The sequence below is a fragment of the Thioalkalivibrio sp. ALRh genome (assembly GCF_000381425.1).
Taxonomy (GTDB): domain Bacteria; phylum Pseudomonadota; class Gammaproteobacteria; order Ectothiorhodospirales; family Ectothiorhodospiraceae; genus Thioalkalivibrio.
The window spans coordinates 1-16,717 of sequence record NZ_KB906521.1 but is presented as its reverse complement, the minus strand read 5'-3'; the positions used below and the strand labels follow the sequence as shown (position 1 = coordinate 16,717).

Sequence of the window (16,717 nt, the reverse complement as noted above, 5' to 3'; positions counted from 1 at the left end):
AACGTTCTCTAATTCCGATCCGACACCCTGGAGACCCTGCCATGCACTCGCGCCCGCGCCACCCCTTCGGGATTTCGCTGACGGTCAGCCTGCTGGCCATCCTGGGCCTCCTGCTCCCGGGCATGGCCGCCGCGGACAAGCCGCGCATCGTCGCGACCATTCTACCGATTCACAGCATCGTCGCCGCCCTGGGCGAGGACGCCTTCGACGTGGAACTGCTGGTCCCCGCCACGGCTTCGCCGCACGGATATTCCATGCGGCCATCCGAGGCGCGCCGTCTGCAGAACGCGGACATGGTGGTCTGGGTCGGCCCGGATCTCGAGACCTTTCTGGAGCGCCCGCTCCGCCGTGCCGGCGACCGCGAAATTATCAGCCTGATGAACGACCTCGACCTGGACCTGAAGCCCACGCGCGAAGGGGGCGTCTGGGAGCATCACCACGACCACGGGGACGATGATCACGGCCATGGCAACCATGACCACGATCACAACGGCCATGGCCACAGCCACGACGATGGGCACTCCGACGATAATCATGGCCACAACGGCCATGACCACAACCATGATCACGGCCACCACGACGAGGCCCATGGACACGACCATGATCACCATCACGGCGACTACGATGCCCACATCTGGCTCTCGCCCGCAGTGGTGCGCTCGATCACCGAACAGCTCGCCGACAAGCTCATGCAATGGGATCCGGAACGCGCCGAAATCGTGGAGGCCAACCGTGACGCCCTTCTCGAACGGATCGACGATCTGGACGGACGCCTGGCGGAACAGCTCGAGCCGGTACGCGACCAGGCCTTTATCGTGTTCCACGACGCCTACCAGTACTTCGAGCAGCACTACGGCCTGAATGCCGCCGGTTCGATCAGCATCGACCCCTCGCGCAGCCCGGGACCACGACGCATCAGCGAACTGCGTGAACGGGTCGCAGATGGCGACGTGGTCTGCCTGTTTACCGAGCCGCAATTCCGTCCGGCCCTGGCCGAGACCGTGGCCGAGGGAACCGATACACGGCTCGGCGTGCTGGATCCGGTCGGTGCCGAACTGGAGCCCGGGCCGGATGCCTGGTTCGAACTGATGCAGAACATGGCGGACGGCTTTGCCGGCTGCCTGGGTAAGGAATAGCCCGCGGGACAAGCCAAGGCGGTGCGTTTCGCTGCGCTCAACGCACCCTACGCGGTTGGTTAAACGCCGGGGCTCATCCAATCGCTTCGGCCGAGGCGGCCACGGCTACACGGTTGCGGCCCTCGCCCTTGGCGCGATACAGCGCCTCGTCGACCCGACGCAACAACCCTGTACGTGGCTCGCCCGCGCAGAAGGCCGCCACACCGAGGCTGATCGTGACCCGGCCGGCCTCCGGGAAATCATGCCCCTCCACCCGCGCCCGCATGGTCTCCGCGACCCGCGCGGCATCCGCCTCTTGAGCACCCGGCAGCAGGACCATGAACTCCTCGCCGCCCCAGCGCCCGAGAACGTCGGCATCGCGCAGACGTTCCGCGATCACGCGAGTCACCTCCTGCAGCACGACATCCCCCGCCGCGTGGCCAAAGGTGTCGTTGACCCGCTTGAAGTGATCGAGATCGAGCATCACCAGGGCAAAAGGCGCCCCGTAGCGGTCGGCACGCGCCAACTCGCGATTGAGCAGCGTTTCGAAGTAGTGGCGGTTGGCCACACCGGTCAGGCGATCGTAATAGGCCTGACGCTTCAGCTCCGCATTGGCGCGCTGTAGTTCCAGCTCCACCTGCTTGAGGTCGGTGATATCCACCGCGGTTCCCGCCACTCGGCTCACTCGCCCGTCCTCGTCCAGCACCTGGTAACGATGCACGTGTAGCCAGCGTTCGCTACCGTCCGCACGACGCAGGCGGAAGTTGTCTTCCACATGCGCCGCGCTCAAAGGGTTGTCCAGGAAGCGTCGTTCCACGCGCTCGCGGTCTTCCGGGTGCACGGCCTCCAGCATCGAACGCGGATCGCGATAGAGGAGATCCCGGCTTTGCCCCCAGATCCGCTCGAAGGCCGGATTCACGTACAGGATCCCGTCTTCGTCCTGTAGCCAGAACACCTCGTTCACGCTGCCCGCCAGCTGGCGGAAGCGTGCCTCGCTCTCGCGCAGGGCCTCCTCCACCGCCTTGCGCTGCGAGAGGTCGCGCAGGATGGTCGAGACCTGCCGGATCTCGCCCTGGTCGTCGCGGCGAACAATAATCACCTGTGAAGCCGGGATCTCCCTGCCCTGTCCGTCCAGTATCGCCGTCTCGCCTTCCCAGACCCCGTCGCGCATCGCAATCGGAGCGGCCTCTTTCAGGATGCGCTCGGCCGCCCACGGTGGCTGGAACCGCTGGACGGCACTCTCGATCGAGCGGGTTTCGGGCGGCAGCCCCCAGGTGTTCCAGCCGTTTTCGGGCGTCCACGGTTCGCCCGTCATGGGCGGCAGACCAAACAAGCGGCGACCAGCAGAGTTCAGGAATTTCATGTCGCCAGATGGCCCGTGCATCGCGACCACGTCGGGCGTATGTTCCAGGATCCCCACGAGGCGGCGCTGGTTTTCCTCCAGGGCGCGCCGCTCGGTCACGTCCTGCACGGTCCCCATCAACCGGCGTGGCTTGCCGTTGTCGTCGCACTCGACCGCACCGCGTACATGGACCACTCGTTCCTGTCCATCGGGGCGCAGGGCCCGAAAGTGAATATCGTATTCGCCGCTCTCCAGTGCCGCCTCGACTGTCTTTGCCACCTCGCGCCGGTCCTCGGGATGCACGGCCTGCAGAAACCCCGCGTAGTTGGCTTCCTGCTCACCCCGCCTGAGGCCGAAGATGCGATAGACCTCGTCCGACCAGCGGGTGCGATCCTCACGGATATCCCAGACCCAGCTGCCCATGTGTGCAATGCGCTGTGCAGCGGCCAGCTCCTCGCCACGCTCGCGCAGGGCATCTTCCATCGCCACCTGTTCGGTAATGTCGATCATGACGCCGTGCCAGACGATAACGCCACCGGCGCGCGCCTCGGGCGTCGAACGGCCCTCGACCCAGATCGTCCCGCGCAGCGGGTGGCGAACTCGGAAGCGAGCACGCCAGGGCTCCAAGGACCGCGCCGAATCCTCCATGCTGGCCTGGATGCGAGGCAGGTCATCCGCGTGTACCGTTGCAAAGGCCGCGTCCGCGCTGTCCTGAACCAGCCCCGGGCTGAGCCCGAACACGCGCCGCACCCCATCACTGACGAACGTGAACGCCTGCCGCCCATCCGGATACAGGTGGTACTGGTAGATCGCCCCGGGCAAATGGGCGGTGGCCTTGTTCAGCTGTACTTCCCTTTCCGCCCGGGCCGTCTGGTCCTGGAACGACACCACCACACCATCGACCCGACCGGCCACATCAAATGTTGGCGCCGCAAAGACGCTCACCGGAAAATGGGAGCCGTCGGCCCGCACAAAAGAGTCGTCCCACGGTTCATCCGACTGGCCCGTCTCCAGGACCCGAAGAATCGGGCAGGCTTCTTTGGGATAGGGCTCCCCACCCACCAGTGAGTGATGGTTGGTCGAGTGGGCATCGCGCCCGAGTGCCTCCGCCTCGCTTTTGAACCCCAGCAGACGGCAGGCCGCCGGGTTGAGAAAGGTGTAGCGGCCGTAACGATCCAGGCCGAATACGCCTTCCGCCAGGCTGGCCAGCAAGCGATTCTGAAAGGCCTCGGCCGCGCGCACCTCGGTGACGTCCTCGATCACGCCATCGAAGACCGGTTGTCCATCCTCGTCCTGGGTGCGATACGCGGTCACGCGCGCCCGAAAGGCCCGACCGCGCAGCGTCTGCAGGTCGAGTTCGCGACCGACCACGCGGCCGTGCATCTCCAGATCGCGACTGAATGCCTCGCGGGCATCCGGATCGCGATACAGAACTTGCACTGGCGTCGCGCGCAGCTGCGCCTCGGACTCGGCCTCAAACAGCGCCACCATAGCCGGATTGAGCCAGACAAAGCGGCCTTCCGGCCCGGGCGTGTTGCGATAGACCCCCACCGGAAGGCGTCGGAACACGCCCCCATAAAACTCGAGTTCGCGCTCGTAGCGCCGGGCCTCGGATACATCGTGAATAATCGAGTACAGGTACGTGGTTCCATCCAGGACCACCGGGCCGGAGTACACCTCCACCTCCCGAATCTCGCCGCCGTGGATACGGTGGCGAAACCGGAAGAAACGGCGTTCCTCGTTCTTCGCACGTTGCATCTCGACCCGCACGTCTTCCGCCGACAGCGTGTTGATGTCGTGGATATACATGCCCTTGAGGGTGTCGGCCGAATAGCCGTAGAAGCTCACCGCGGCGGGGTTGGCATCGACAATCCGGCCATCCGCCGGGTTGATCAGCAGCTTCGGTGCGGTATTGGCGGTAAACGTCTGCTCGTAGACCTGGGCTGCAGAATCGCCCCCGGGCCTGCGCTGAACGGTCACGACGCGCCCATCGTCATCCGGCACCAGCGTCAACGTACAGGAGAGCGAGGCCCCTTCCGGTGCAGCCGGCGCGAGCATGTCCACGCTCAGGGTCACCTCGGATGTGGCCGAACGCTGCAACGCGTCCGCCAGCGATGGCCGCTGTTCGGGCGCGATGCAGTCCACCAGTGCACTGCCCTGCAGATCAGCCGGCGAGCACTCGAGCCACTCAGCCAGGCGGGCATTGACCGTGCAGATGGCACCGGCTGCGTCGAGGCGGGCCAGGCCTACTGCAATGTGCTCGCATTGAATGGGGTCGGCGCCTTCGGTGCTCGCCATTCAGCTCACTCTGCCCAGAGCCCGGGGTCCAATGAAGTAGTCAATCATCCAGCCGCACGACCCGATTGCGCCCGCCCTTCTTGGCCACGTACATGGCCTCGTCCGCTCGCTTCACCCAGTCCCTGATCGACTCACCGGGGCGGCACTCCGCAACCCCCAGACTAATCGTCACAAGGCCCACACAGGGGAATGCCGTAGCAGTGACCTGCTCGCGCAGCTGTTCGGCCACATGCTGGCCACGCTCCGCGTCCGTTCCGGGCAGCAGGACCACAAACTCCTCGCCACCCCAGCGTCCCAGTACATCCGCCTCGCGCAGACGACCCTTCAGGGCATGCACCAGGAAGCGCAGGACCTCGTCGCCCACCTCGTGGCCGAACGTATCGTTGATACGCTTGAAGTGGTCGATATCCAGCAGCAGTAGCGAGCAGGGATGCGCGTAACGCTGCGCACGGCGCGCCTCCTGATCCAGGAGCGTCTCGAAGTAGCCACGGTTGGCGGCATCGGTCAGCGGGTCGTAGAAAGCCTGGTGCTCCAGGGCGGCCTCGAGTTCTTTCTGCCGCGTGATGTCGTGGAACATCGCGATGTAGTACTCGATCTCGCCCTGATCGTCGTGGATCGCGGTAACGACCTCGTGCAGGGGGAAGATCTCGCCATTCTTGCGGCGATTCCAGATCTCGCCCTGCCAGTGGCCCGTCTCACGCACCGTGCGGAACATCTCCTGGTAGAAGTCGCGATCCTGGCGCCCGGAATTCAGGATGCGCGGATTTGCCCCCACGGCCTCCTCTTCGGTATATCCTGTGAGCTGCGTGAACGTTGCGTTCACACGCTGGATGGTGCCCTCAACGTCCGTGATGAAGATGGCCTGGCTGGACTCGAAGGTCGCGGCCAGCAGACGCTGCTCCTGTTCGAGGTGATACTGCTCGGTAATATCCTGCACCGTGCCGACCATGCGCGCGGGCGTGCCGCAGGGGCTGAGCTCCACGGAGGCTAGCTCGCGCACCACGCGCTCTGTACCGTCCGGCCGCAGGATGCGGTGGGTCACATCGAACTGCTCCAGACCAGCCAGGGCTCGGTCTACCGCCGCCTGTACGCGTTCACGGTCCCCCGGGTGGACCGCCTGCATGAACGCCCCATGCGTGCCCTCCCAGCGGGATCGTTCCATCCCGAAGATGCGATAGACCTCATCCGACCAGCGAATCTCGTGCTTCTGGAAATCACTGATCCAGTTGCCGACATGCGCGATGCTTTGTGCCAGGGCCAGTTCCTGCTCACTTCGGTGCAGAGCATGCTCGGCGCGCACCCGCTGCGTGATGTCCAGGATCACGCCGTGCCAGAGCACACTCCCGTCGTCCAGAGCCTCCGGACTCGCGTGGCCCTCCAGCCAGGTCTCGCCGCGTTCGGGACTCATCACGCGATAGCGCTGCAACCAGGGTTCCAGCGATCGCATCGACGCTTCGATGCTCGCGCGGATGCGTTCCACGTCCTCCGGGTGGATCACGCGGAACACCGCCGCGGCATCGCGCATCGCCTCCTCGGGTGCAATCCCGAATATATCGGTCATCCCCTCGCTAGCGTATGGGTAGCAGCCACGCCCGTCGGGGTGCTGGCGGTACTGGTAAATCACGCCGGGCAGGTTGCGGGCGATCTTTTCCAGGTGGCGCTCGGTCTCGACGCGCGCGCCGATATCCTGAAAAGCACCCACCAGTTCGGTCACCGCACCGGTTGCATCACGAATGGCGGTGATCTGGTCCTCCAGCCACTGCCAGTGGCCGTTGGGCATCCGCTGGCGGTAGTTCAGGCGGCAGAACCCTTGGGCCCCGTCGGACAGCCAGCGCCGCACCTGGCTGACGCAGCGGCCATAGTCCTCCGGGGCGATGTGGGTTGTCAGCCAGTCCGGGTTCGAGCTGATCTGCTCCGGGGCCCAACCGGTCACCGAGACCGAGTTGCGGCTGAGCCAGGTCATGGTGCCGAGGTTGTGCGGATCCATGGTGTAGATCACCGCGGGGCTGGCATGCAGCAGGCTGTCCATACGCTGCTCGGCCTGCTTGCGCGTATCGATATCGGCAACAGCCGCCAGTAGCGCCTCCGGGCTATCAATCGTCGCGGGGATACGGCTGATACTGATCTCGACCCAGCGGGCAAGGCCTGTGGCGTCCACCAGGCGAACCTCGACCTGGCAGTTGGGGCAGCCACCGTCAAGCAGACCACGGCGCCGCGCCTCGCAGGGCTCGACATCCTCGGGGAGCAGGCGCTCGCGCAACCATCCCCCGACCAGATCCCCAGGGTCGCAGGCCAGCATCTCCCCCAGACGCGGGTTCGCGCGCAGGATGCGCCCCTCCGTGTCCATCTCGGCCAGCCCAACCGGGGCATGCTCGAACAGCGCGGCGTAGCCGTGGGCCGCACAAATCTCCGTCATTCCTAGTCCTTGCCCGTCTCGAAAAGGCCTGCCTGGCCTTTCCTCCCCCTGGCGGGAGTATCCACGGACCCGTTAATGAATCCTTATAGTCGGTCTAAACCCTACCACAGGGGTCGGAATTTTTCGTATACCCCCGCAAGAATCGAGAAGTACAGCACGCAAAAAAAAGCCCCCGGGAAACCGGGGGCCCTGACAGCACAACCGAACGTGACCGGATTAACCGCTGGTTCCCGTACGCGGGGCCGGCTCGCCTTCATCCGTACTCGGCTCCTGGTACACCACGTCCAGCGCCTTGGCCGCGGCCACCTCGTTGAAGCGGCGGTTGGGCAGGTTGTGCGGCGACGCCTTGATGGTGTCGATGTCGCGGCCGGCCTCTTCCAGAATCGCAACCATCGCCTCGACGAAGCCGTCCAGCGTCTCCTTCGACTCGGTCTCGGTCGGCTCGACCAGCAGGCACTCCGGCACCAGCAACGGGAAGTAGGTGGTCGGCGCGTGGTAGCCGTGGTCCAGCAGGCGCTTGGCGACGTCGCCGGCCGTCAGACCCAGTTCCTTCGCCTGCTTCTTCAGCGTGACGATGAACTCGTGCGTCGCACGGCGCTCGGGATAGGCCAGGTCGAAGCCGGCGCTTTCCAGTTCGCGCGCCAGGTAGTTGGCGTTCAGCGTGGCGAACTCGGACACGCGCTGCATGCCCTCGCGGCCCAGCATGCGCATGTAGACATAGGCGCGCAGCAGCACGCCGGCGTTGCCGGCAAACGCGGACAGCCGGCCGATGGTCTCGGGGTAGTCCGTCTCTGTGGCGAAACGGTAACCGCCCTCGCCGTCCTCGACCACGTGCGGCACCGGCATGTACGGCAGCAGGCGCTCGCCAACGCCCACAGCACCGGAACCCGGGCCACCCCCGCCGTGCGGCGTGGAGAAAGTCTTGTGCAGGTTCATGTGGATCACGTCGAAGCCCATGTCGCCCGGACGCACCTTGCCTAGGATCGCGTTCAGGTTGGCGCCGTCGTAGTACAGCAGGCCGCCGGCGTCGTGCACGATCTTCGCGATCTCGGAGATGCGGCGCTCGAACACGCCCACGGTAGACGGGTTGGTCAGCATGATCCCGGCGGTCTGCGGGCCCACGGCCTCTTTCAGTGCCTCCAGGTCGACGTCTCCCATGGCGTCCGTCGGGATCTCGCGCACCTCGTAGCCGCACATGATCGCCGTGGCCGGATTGGTGCCGTGTGCGGCATCCGGAACGATGATCTCGCGGCGGTCGCTGTCGCCGCGCGCATCGTGATAGGCGCGGATCATCGCCACGCCGGTGAACTCGCCCTGCGCGCCGGCCATCGGGGCCAGCGAAACGGCCTTCATGCCGGTCACGTCCTTCAGCATCTCCTGCAGCTCGAACATGGTGTGCAGGAAGCCCTGGCTGTGGCTGGCCGGGGCATGCGGGTGCCGGTTCAGGAAGCCGGGCAGCATGGCCAGGCTGTTACAGGCGCGCGGGTTGTACTTCATCGTGCACGAGCCCAGCGGGTAGAACTCGGTGTCGATGGAGAAGTTCTTTTGCGACAACCGCGTGTAGTGACGCACCACATCCAGCTCCGAGGCCGCAGGCAGGCCGGGGGCCGATTTGCGCTGCAGGTTCGCGGGGATGGCAGTCGTGGCATGCGCACGAGGCGCCTGCGCCACGGCCGAGCGACCGGCACGCGAACGTTCGAAGATCAGATGGTTTTCCGTGGTGTTCATAGCGGTTTCTCGCTTCAGGAATTCGTTGGAGGCGGCCGGGCCAGGAGGCCCGGCCGCCAATGGCCCGTGTTTTATTGCGTCGGGCTCAAATCGGCCCGGTCATCCAGGCCCTTGAAGATGGCGTCGTAGTCCGGCTCGTCGCCGATCTCGGAAACGAGCTCCGCGTGCATCACCAGATTGTCGGTGTCCAGCAGCACGACGCCGCGGGCGGTGATGCCCTCCAGCGGGCCGTCCTGGATCAGCACGCCGTAGTCCTTGGCGAAGTTGCGATCGCGCATCATCGACAGCACGGTCACACGCTCGAGGTTCTCGGCGGCGCAGAAGCGGCCCATTGCGAACGGCAGGTCGGCGGAGACCACCAGGATCTCCAGATCCGGGCGCTGCTTGACCATGTCCTCGAACTTCTTGGTGGACTCGGCACAGACCGGGGTGTCCAGACTGGGCACGATCGAGATCAGCTTGCGCTTGTCGCCAAAGTGGGCGAGCGAGACGTCCTCGAGGTCCTTGGTCGTCAGCTTGAAATCCGGGGCCGGCGAGCCGACGTGCGGCAGATCGCCGTTGGTATGGATCGGATTACCCTTCAGTTTGACTTCGGCCATGGCGTGCCTCCTCAGGCTTGTGGTGTATGGCGCGTCGGGTGCGGCCTGCGTCAGGCGGCCTTCGCCTGCTCGCAGGTCGTCACATACTGCTCGAGATCGGCATCCGTCTTGGTCTCGGTCGCGCAGGCCAGCACGCAGCCGTCGAGCTGGGCGTAGTCGCGGCCCAGCTGGTATCCGGCCAGCACGCCGGCGTCGGCCATCGCCTGCACGCGGTCCGCCGCGTCCCCGCCGAAGTCCAGCGCGACCTCGTGGAAGTACTCGCCGGTAAAGCGCGGCTTGATGCCCTTGGCCGCGAGCTTCTCCACCAGCGCGTGGGTGTTGGCGTAGCAGGCCTCGGCCACGCGGGTCAGGCCCTCGTCACCCAGCATGGACATGTGGATGGTCGCGGCGGTGACCACCAGGCCCTGGTTGGTGCAGATGTTCGAGGTCGCCTTGGAGCGGCGGATGTGCTGCTCGCGGGCCTGCAGTGTCAGCACGTAGCCCGGCTTGCCGTCGGCATCCTCGGCGCGGCCGACGATACGCCCCGGCATCTGCCGGATGTGCTTCTTGCGCGTAGTCATGAAGCCGAAGTACGGCCCGCCGGAGGACAGCGGGGCACCCAGCGGCTGGCCCTCGCCCACCACGATGTCCACACCATTCTCGCCCCACTCGCCCGGCGGCTTCAGCAGCGCCAGCGAGACCGGGTTGACCACGGCGATCACCGGGACCTCGCGCTGCTCGGCCCAGCCGGTGAGCGCGTCGACATCTTCCAGGATGCCGAAGAAGTTCGGCTGGCTGATGATCATCGCGGTCACGTCGTCGTCCGCGAACGGCGCCAGCGCCTCGACCGGCGTCTGGCCAGAGGTCTCGTCGAACGGGATCTCGACCAGCTCGATGCCCTGGTTACCGATCAGGGTGTGGATCACGCGGCGATAATCCGGATGCAGCGCGCCTGGCACGAGGATCTTCTTGCTCTTCGAGCGGCGGTTCACGCGCACGGCCATCAGCACGGCCTCGGCCAGCGCGGAGGCGCCGTCGTACAGCGAGGCGTTGGAGGCCTCCATACCGGTCAGGCGGCTGATCATCGTCTGGTATTCGTAGATCAGCTGCAGCGTACCCTGGCTGGCCTCCGCCTGGTACGGCGTGTAGGCACTGTAGAACTCGCCACGCGTGGCGATCTGCCACACGGCCGCCGGGATATGGTGCTCGTAGGCCCCGGCGCCGATGAAATTGGACGCCATGCCGTCCCGCGCCGCACGCTCCTGCATCAGACGCGAGATCGCCATCTCGTTCAGTCCCTCGGGGACCTTTTCGAGCGCCGGTGCGCGCAGTTCTTTCGGGATCTCGTCGAACAGATCCTCGATGGAATCGGCGCCGATGCGGTCGAGCATCGAGCGGATGTCTTCTTCGGTATGCGGGATAAAGGGCATGTCGTACTCGCTTTCGCTACTGCGAAGTTCGGATCGGGCCCCGGGCCGGATGCCCGGGGCGCCTTATCGCTCCAGCCAGGCCGGCTCCGTCAGGAACCGACCCATCGGGAACGTCGGATCAGGACTCGGCCTCGACGTGCGCGGCGTAGGCGTCGGCGTCCATCAGGGCGTCGAGCTGGCTCGCGTCGGAGGGCTTCATCTTGAACAGCCAGCCCTCGTCGAACGGCGACTCGTTGACCTTCTCGGGGCTGTCGGCCAGCTCTTCGTTGGCCTCGGTCACCTCGCCGGACAGCGGGGCGTACACGTCCGAGGCGGCCTTGACCGACTCGACCGTCGCGCAGGCGGAACCGGCCTCGACCGAGCTGCCCGCCTCCGGGGCCTCCACGAACACCAGATCGCCCAGCAGTTCCTGCGCGTGATCGGTAATGCCGATGGTCACGCTGCCGTCAGCCTCCTGGCGCACCCACTCGTGGCTCTTGGTGTACTTCAGATCCTTCGGTGCTTCGCTCATGACGTCTTCCTTTTTCGTTTGGATCCCGCCTGCGCAGTGTAGTCTGTGGCAAGCGGCATGAGGCAATAAAATCGCTAGCGATTCAGTTCGATCTGTGGCTCGCCGTTACGCACGAATACGGGCTTGACCACCCGCACCGGCAGCATGCGCCCGCGGATGTCGGCCTGCAGTTCCTCGGCGTCCACCGCGGCCGGGATGCGCGCAAACGCAACCGACACGCCCAGGCTCGGCGAGAAGCTGCCGGAGGTCACCACGCCGTCGCCGGCCGCGGTCTCGATACGGGTGCCGCCGCGCAGCACGCCGCGACCCTCGAGCACCAGCCCGACCATGCGCTCCGGCACACCCTCGGCCTTCCACTGTTCGATGGCCTTGCGGCCGATGAAGTCGCGCTCGGCGTCCTTCAGGGCGATGGTCCAGCCGAGATTCGCGGTCAGCGGATTGGTCTGGTCGTCCATATCCGTGCCGTAGAGGTTCATGCCGGCCTCCAGGCGCAGCGTGTCGCGCGCACCCAGGCCGATCGGGTTCACACCGGCGTCCTTCAGCTGTTCCCAGAAGCCGTCGGCCTCCGCCTGCGGCAGCATCACCTCGAAGCCGTCCTCGCCGGTGTAGCCGGTGCGGGCAACGAACCAGGAGCCGTTCCAGACGGCGGAGAACGGCTTGAGATCGCCGGCCGAGCGCAGGTCTTCCGGCAGCAGCGGCAGCGTCTTCTCCACCGCCTGCGGGCCCTGGATCGCGATCAGCGCGAACTCCGGGCGCGGCTCGACGTTCGCGTCGAAGCCCTTTACCACCTGCTGCATGTGGGCGATATCGCCCTCGGCGGTCGCGGCATTGACTACGGCGCGGTAGCTGTCGCCCCCGGTCCAGTAGATGATCAGGTCGTCGATCACGCCGCCGGACTCGTTCAGCATGCAGCTGTACAGGGCGCGGCCCTCGGTCTTCAGCTTGGCGACGTCGTTGGCCAGCAGGTAGCGCAGAAAGGCCTGCGCCTGCGGGCCGTGGATATCGACGACCTGCATGTGCGAGACATCGAACATACCGGCCCCGGCGCGCACCATCTTGTGCTCCTCCATCTGGGAGCCGTAGTGCAGCGGCATCTCCCAGCCGGCGAAATCGACCAGCTTGGCCCCGGCGCGCTGGTGCGCGGCGTGAAGCGGCGTTTTCTTCAGACTCATCGTTTGTCGCCTTGCATCCGTATTCATGAGACGGACCGTCTGCCGGCCCGATGCGTCCCCTACGTATACGCGGGGCATAAAAAAAGGGCGGCCAGCAGGGTCTACCTGCCAGCCGCCCCTCTGTCCTGAAACCTGAGAGTTTGCGCCGTGCCAGCGATTACTCGCTGCAGGGCCGCCCCCTTCGGTGGGCCGTCGCCGGCCGCTCTCCAGAGTGTGTCTTCTGCACCGTTCCGGTCCGGTAGCCTGAGCGATTCCGGGCGGATGTTGCGCCTTCGGCGTCTGCCAATCGACTTGCGATCGCAGATCTCTTCCAGAACGGTGTGCGGGCATTGTCGGGCACCCGCAGACGAAACTAATTGTACACCCAAATACCTCCTTCGCGAAAGCCCGGACGGCTGGCGGCGACTTTTCGGCGGCGGGCTTGCAGCCCCACTTCACCCCAAGCCGAACCTCAGGGGCGCTGCCACTACACGCCGCGCAAGAACAGTACCGGAGCCCGCGCCAGCGCTACAGCGCCAGGTCGATCGCCAGGAGCGCGACGAAGCCGACCAGCACGCCGACGGTCGCCTGGGCCTCGTGCCCCTTGCGGTGCGATTCGGGGATGATTTCGTGGCTGATCACGAACAGCATCGCCCCCGCGGCGAAGGCCAGGCCCCAGGGCAGCAAGAATTCCATCAGCGTGATCGCGCCGGCCCCGATCAACCCGCCGATCGGCTGCACCAGGCCGGTCAGCAGGGTTACGCCGAATGCCGCCCACTTGCTGTAGCCCAGCGAGAGGAGCGCAATCGCCACCACCAGCCCTTCCGGGATGTTCTGCAGACCGATCGCGATCGCCAGGGTGATGCCATCGCTGACATCGTCGCCGCCGAAGCCGACCCCGACGGCCAGACCCTCCGGCAGGTTGTGCAGGGCGATCGCAAAGATGAACAGCCACACCCGCCGGATCTTCGCGGGATCGGCCCCGCTTTGGGGGCCGATGTGAAAGTGCTCGTGCGGGACCAGCTTGTGCAGCGCCAGCAACGCCCCGCCGCCGAGGGCCATACCCACCGACAGCACCAGGATCGCCATGCCGACCCCGCCGTACTGAACCTCGGCGTGCTCCACCGATGGCAGCACCAGTTCGAAGGCTGTGGCCGAGAGCATGACCCCGGCCCCGAAGCCCATCATCGCGTCCTCGACCGACTGGCTGATACGCCGCAGGAAAAAGATCGGAATCGCGCCCACGGCGGTCATCAGACCGGCAACAAAGCTCGCCAGCAGACCGATCTGCAGGGTGCTCATGTCCGCGATACGCCCTTCCAGGGTCGGCCAGATCACGCTGACCAGCCAGATGAACGCCGCCAGTACGATCAGTGATCCGACCAGAAAAACCCGCGGAACGGGCTTGGCCGAATCCTCGGTGTTCTGGTCAATCTGCTCCTGTCGATCCTGCGTCATAGTCATTCCCTGAGACCCATTCCCTTTGCTGTTGAGAAGGCGGGATTTCAACCCGGTTCCCGCCTGTTTTCTATTGCGGTGTTCGAGATTGCCTATCGTCAACGCGGAAAAGGCGCGGTACATTCGCCCGGAGCGCCCCCTGCATGCCCGGCAAAAGGAGCTTCGCAATGCTCGAGACCCTCGACCAGTTCCTCGGTGGTACCGCTAGCCTCCTGTGGGGCAACCCGATCACGCTGATCCTGCTGCTGGGTACGGGACTCTACCTGACCATCCGCCTGGGACTGGTGCAGGTCGTCGCCTTCCGCCAGGGCTGGCGCGCGCTGCGTGGCACCGATGGGCGTGCCGGGGGCGCTGGCCAAATCTCGCCATTCCAGGCCCTGTCCACGGCCCTGTCCGGCACCATCGGGACCGGGAATATCGCCGGCGTCGCCACGGCCATTGCCCTCGGCGGCCCCGGGGCCCTCTTCTGGATGTGGGTAACCGCCTTCTTCGGCATGGCCACCAAGTTTGCCGAGACAACCCTCGCCGTGCGCTACCGCGAAGTGGGACCGGACGGCACCATCGCCGGTGGCCCGATGTTCACCCTGCTGCACGGCCTGAACATGAAGAAGATGGCGATCCTGTTCGCCGCCTTCACCCTGATCGCCTCGTTCGGCATCGGCAACATGGTGCAGGCGAACTCTGTAGTCGATGGCCTGACCTTCATGGTCCCGAACCTGCGCGCCGATGACGACATCATGGGCTGGATGGCGCTGATCATCGGCCTGACCATGGCCGTGCTCGTCGCCCTGGTAATCATTGGCGGGGTCAAGCGCATTGCGATGATCGCCTCCGCCATCGTGCCGTTCATGGCCGTGGTGTACATGATCGGCGCGTTCATCGTGATCGTCGCCAATATCGAGGCCGTGCCGGCCGCGGTGGCCACCATCCTGAACCTGGCGCTGAACCCCTGGGCGGCCGGCGGCGGCGCGATCGGTCTGGCCATCCAGTACGGCGTCGCACGCGGCATGTTCTCGAACGAAGCGGGCCTGGGCTCCTCGGCCATGGCTCACGCCGCGGCCAAGAACGGCGATCCGCCGCGCGAAGGCTCGGTGGCCATGCTCGAGCCGTTCATCGATACCATCGTCGTCTGTACCCTGACCGGCCTGGCGATCGTGGTCACCGGCGCCTACATCGACCGCGCCGACGACGTGGTCGGCGCCTCGCTGACCGCCACCGCGTTCAGCACCACGCTCGGTCCGTTCGGCGCGATGGTGGTCGGCTTCAGCCTGATGCTGTTCGCCTTCTCCACGATGATCGCCTGGTCCTACTATGGCGACCGCTCGGCCTACTTCCTGTTCGGCGATCGTGCGGTGATGCCCTATCGCATCGCGTTCGTGATCCTGATCGTCATCGGAGCCACCATCCCGCTGGGCATGGTCTGGAACTTCTCCGACATCGCCAACATCCTGATGGCCGCCCCCAACCTGATCGCGCTGATCCTGCTGGCCGGGCTGGTGAAGAAGCTGCGCGACGATTATGTTTCCGGTCGCCCGATGCCCGATCGCCATGACGGCTGAGCACCAGCACGCCCCGCATGACCCGTTCGCCCAGGGCCCGGCACGGCCAGACGGGGCCATGCTGGTGCGCGAGGTCGAGATGGCGCTGGCCGAGGACCTGGGGCCCAATGCCCTGGCCGGCGACATCACCGCGGCACTGGTACCGGAGGATCGCGTCGCCCGCGCCACTCTGCTGCTGAAAGAACCCGGCGTGCTGTGTGGTCAGGCGTGGTTCGATCGCGTTTTTGCGAGCCTCGCACCCGAGATCCGTATCGACTGGCAGGTAGCCGAGGGCGCCGCGCTGGAACCCGAGGGCGCACAGCCCGTTGCCACGCTCGAGGGCCCGGCCCGCGCCGTACTGGCCGCCGAGCGTGCCGCGCTCAACCTGCTGCAAACATTGTCCGGAACCGCCACCGAGACCGCCCGTTGGGTCGCCCGCCTGGGCGACGCCCACAGCCGCATCCTCGATACTCGCAAGACACTGCCGGGCCTGCGTCACGGGCAGAAATACGCCGTGCGCATCGGCGGCGGCTATAACCACCGCCTCGGGCTATGGGATGCCGTGTTGATCAAGGAGAACCACATCGCCGCCTGCGGCTCGATCGCGGCCGCCGTGGAGCGCGCCCGCGCGCTCGGGGCCGGGCGCTGGGTGGAAGTGGAAACCGAGAACCTGGACGAGGTCAATCAGGCCTTGGCCGCGGGCGCCGACGTGATCATGCTGGACGAACTCTCGCGGGACGACCTCGCCACCGCCGTTCAGCGCATCCGGGGGCGGGCCATCTCCGAGGCCTCGGGCGGGGTCACGCCGGACAGCCTCGCCGAGATCGCGGCCACCGGCGTCGACTACATCTCGGTCGGCGCCTTGACCAAGCATGTCCGCGCCATCGACTTCTCCCTACGCCTCGACTCGTAACCGCTTCACGCCAAGCCACGCTGCGAGGCTTTATCAAGCGGTCTGCGTTCGTTCCGGCTGGGCCTGGTTCGACCTCTGGAGTTTACGGTGGCTTCGTCCGGCCGCCTGCCTGCGCTGACTCGGCAGCGCGCCCCGAGGTACTTTCTTGCTTGCCCAAGAAAGTACCCAAAGAAGGGCACCCGGATTCCGCCCGGGGACCTTGCTCCAGGGCCCTCGGGCCGGCGGCGCTGAAACTCGCT

Annotated in this window: 11 protein-coding genes and 2 riboswitches; of the genes, 3 read left to right on the top strand and 8 right to left on the bottom strand. The window is 66.0% G+C overall.

All coding sequences use genetic code 11. The annotated features are described in order from the left end of the window. Positions 1 to 41 precede the first annotated feature (41 nt). Positions 42 to 1,136, top strand: coding sequence for a zinc ABC transporter substrate-binding protein (locus F791_RS0108935; protein ID WP_018174799.1), 1,095 nt, complete (start codon positions 42 to 44; stop codon positions 1,134 to 1,136). A gap of 73 nt (positions 1,137 to 1,209) precedes the next feature. Here F791_RS0108935 and F791_RS0108930 read toward each other — a convergent pair whose 3' ends face one another. The 8 genes from F791_RS0108930 to F791_RS0108895 form a co-directional block, all read right to left on the bottom strand. Then, on the bottom strand, positions 1,210 to 4,755 hold the full coding sequence (locus tag F791_RS0108930; protein WP_018174798.1) for a PAS domain S-box protein: 3,546 nt from the start codon (positions 4,753 to 4,755) through the stop codon (positions 1,210 to 1,212). Between the two features lie 40 nt (positions 4,756 to 4,795). Further along, complete coding sequence (locus tag F791_RS0108925; protein ID WP_018648978.1) at positions 4,796 to 7,171, bottom strand: PAS domain S-box protein; 2,376 nt, start codon at positions 7,169 to 7,171, stop codon at positions 4,796 to 4,798. Between the two features lie 216 nt (positions 7,172 to 7,387). Next, positions 7,388 to 8,899, bottom strand: coding sequence for an aminomethyl-transferring glycine dehydrogenase subunit GcvPB (gene gcvPB / locus F791_RS0108920; protein ID WP_018137938.1), 1,512 nt, complete (start codon positions 8,897 to 8,899; stop codon positions 7,388 to 7,390). 71 nt (positions 8,900 to 8,970) lie between these two features. Continuing rightward, entirely contained in the window at positions 8,971 to 9,498 is a 528-nt protein-coding gene (gene tpx, locus F791_RS0108915) for a thiol peroxidase (RefSeq protein ID WP_018137939.1), read from the bottom strand. A gap of 50 nt (positions 9,499 to 9,548) precedes the next feature. Next, positions 9,549 to 10,907 carry an aminomethyl-transferring glycine dehydrogenase subunit GcvPA gene (gene gcvPA / locus F791_RS0108910; RefSeq protein WP_018174796.1) on the bottom strand — a complete coding sequence of 453 codons (1,359 nt, stop codon included), beginning with the start codon at positions 10,905 to 10,907 and terminating at the stop codon, positions 9,549 to 9,551. A gap of 118 nt (positions 10,908 to 11,025) precedes the next feature. Continuing rightward, on the bottom strand, positions 11,026 to 11,418 hold the full coding sequence (gcvH, locus tag F791_RS0108905) for a glycine cleavage system protein GcvH (protein ID WP_012983086.1): 393 nt from the start codon (positions 11,416 to 11,418) through the stop codon (positions 11,026 to 11,028). 74 nt (positions 11,419 to 11,492) lie between these two features. After that, complete coding sequence (gcvT, locus tag F791_RS0108900; protein ID WP_018174795.1) at positions 11,493 to 12,590, bottom strand: glycine cleavage system aminomethyltransferase GcvT; 1,098 nt, start codon at positions 12,588 to 12,590, stop codon at positions 11,493 to 11,495. Positions 12,591 to 12,700: 110 nt separating this feature from the next. After that, a riboswitch (glycine riboswitch) is annotated at positions 12,701 to 12,810 on the bottom strand. Between the two features lies 1 nt (position 12,811). Then, a riboswitch (glycine riboswitch) is annotated at positions 12,812 to 12,913 on the bottom strand. A gap of 184 nt (positions 12,914 to 13,097) precedes the next feature. Then, positions 13,098 to 14,027: a ZIP family metal transporter gene (locus F791_RS0108895; RefSeq protein WP_018994202.1), complete on the bottom strand. Its 930-nt coding sequence runs from the start codon at positions 14,025 to 14,027 to the stop codon at positions 13,098 to 13,100. A 167-nt stretch (positions 14,028 to 14,194) separates the two neighbouring features. Here F791_RS0108895 and F791_RS0108890 point away from each other — a divergent pair, with 167 nt between their 5' ends. Together F791_RS0108890 and nadC are read left to right on the top strand one after the other, a co-directional pair. Continuing rightward, positions 14,195 to 15,586 (top strand): sodium:alanine symporter family protein, encoded by a 1,392-nt coding sequence (locus tag F791_RS0108890; RefSeq protein ID WP_018994203.1) that lies wholly within the window; start codon positions 14,195 to 14,197, stop codon positions 15,584 to 15,586. Continuing rightward, a complete protein-coding gene (gene nadC, locus F791_RS0108885; RefSeq protein WP_018994204.1) occupies positions 15,576 to 16,478 on the top strand; it encodes a carboxylating nicotinate-nucleotide diphosphorylase in 903 nt (300 codons plus the stop codon). The genes F791_RS0108890 and nadC overlap by 11 nt, the downstream gene beginning before the upstream one ends. Positions 16,479 to 16,717: the final 239 nt, after the last annotated feature.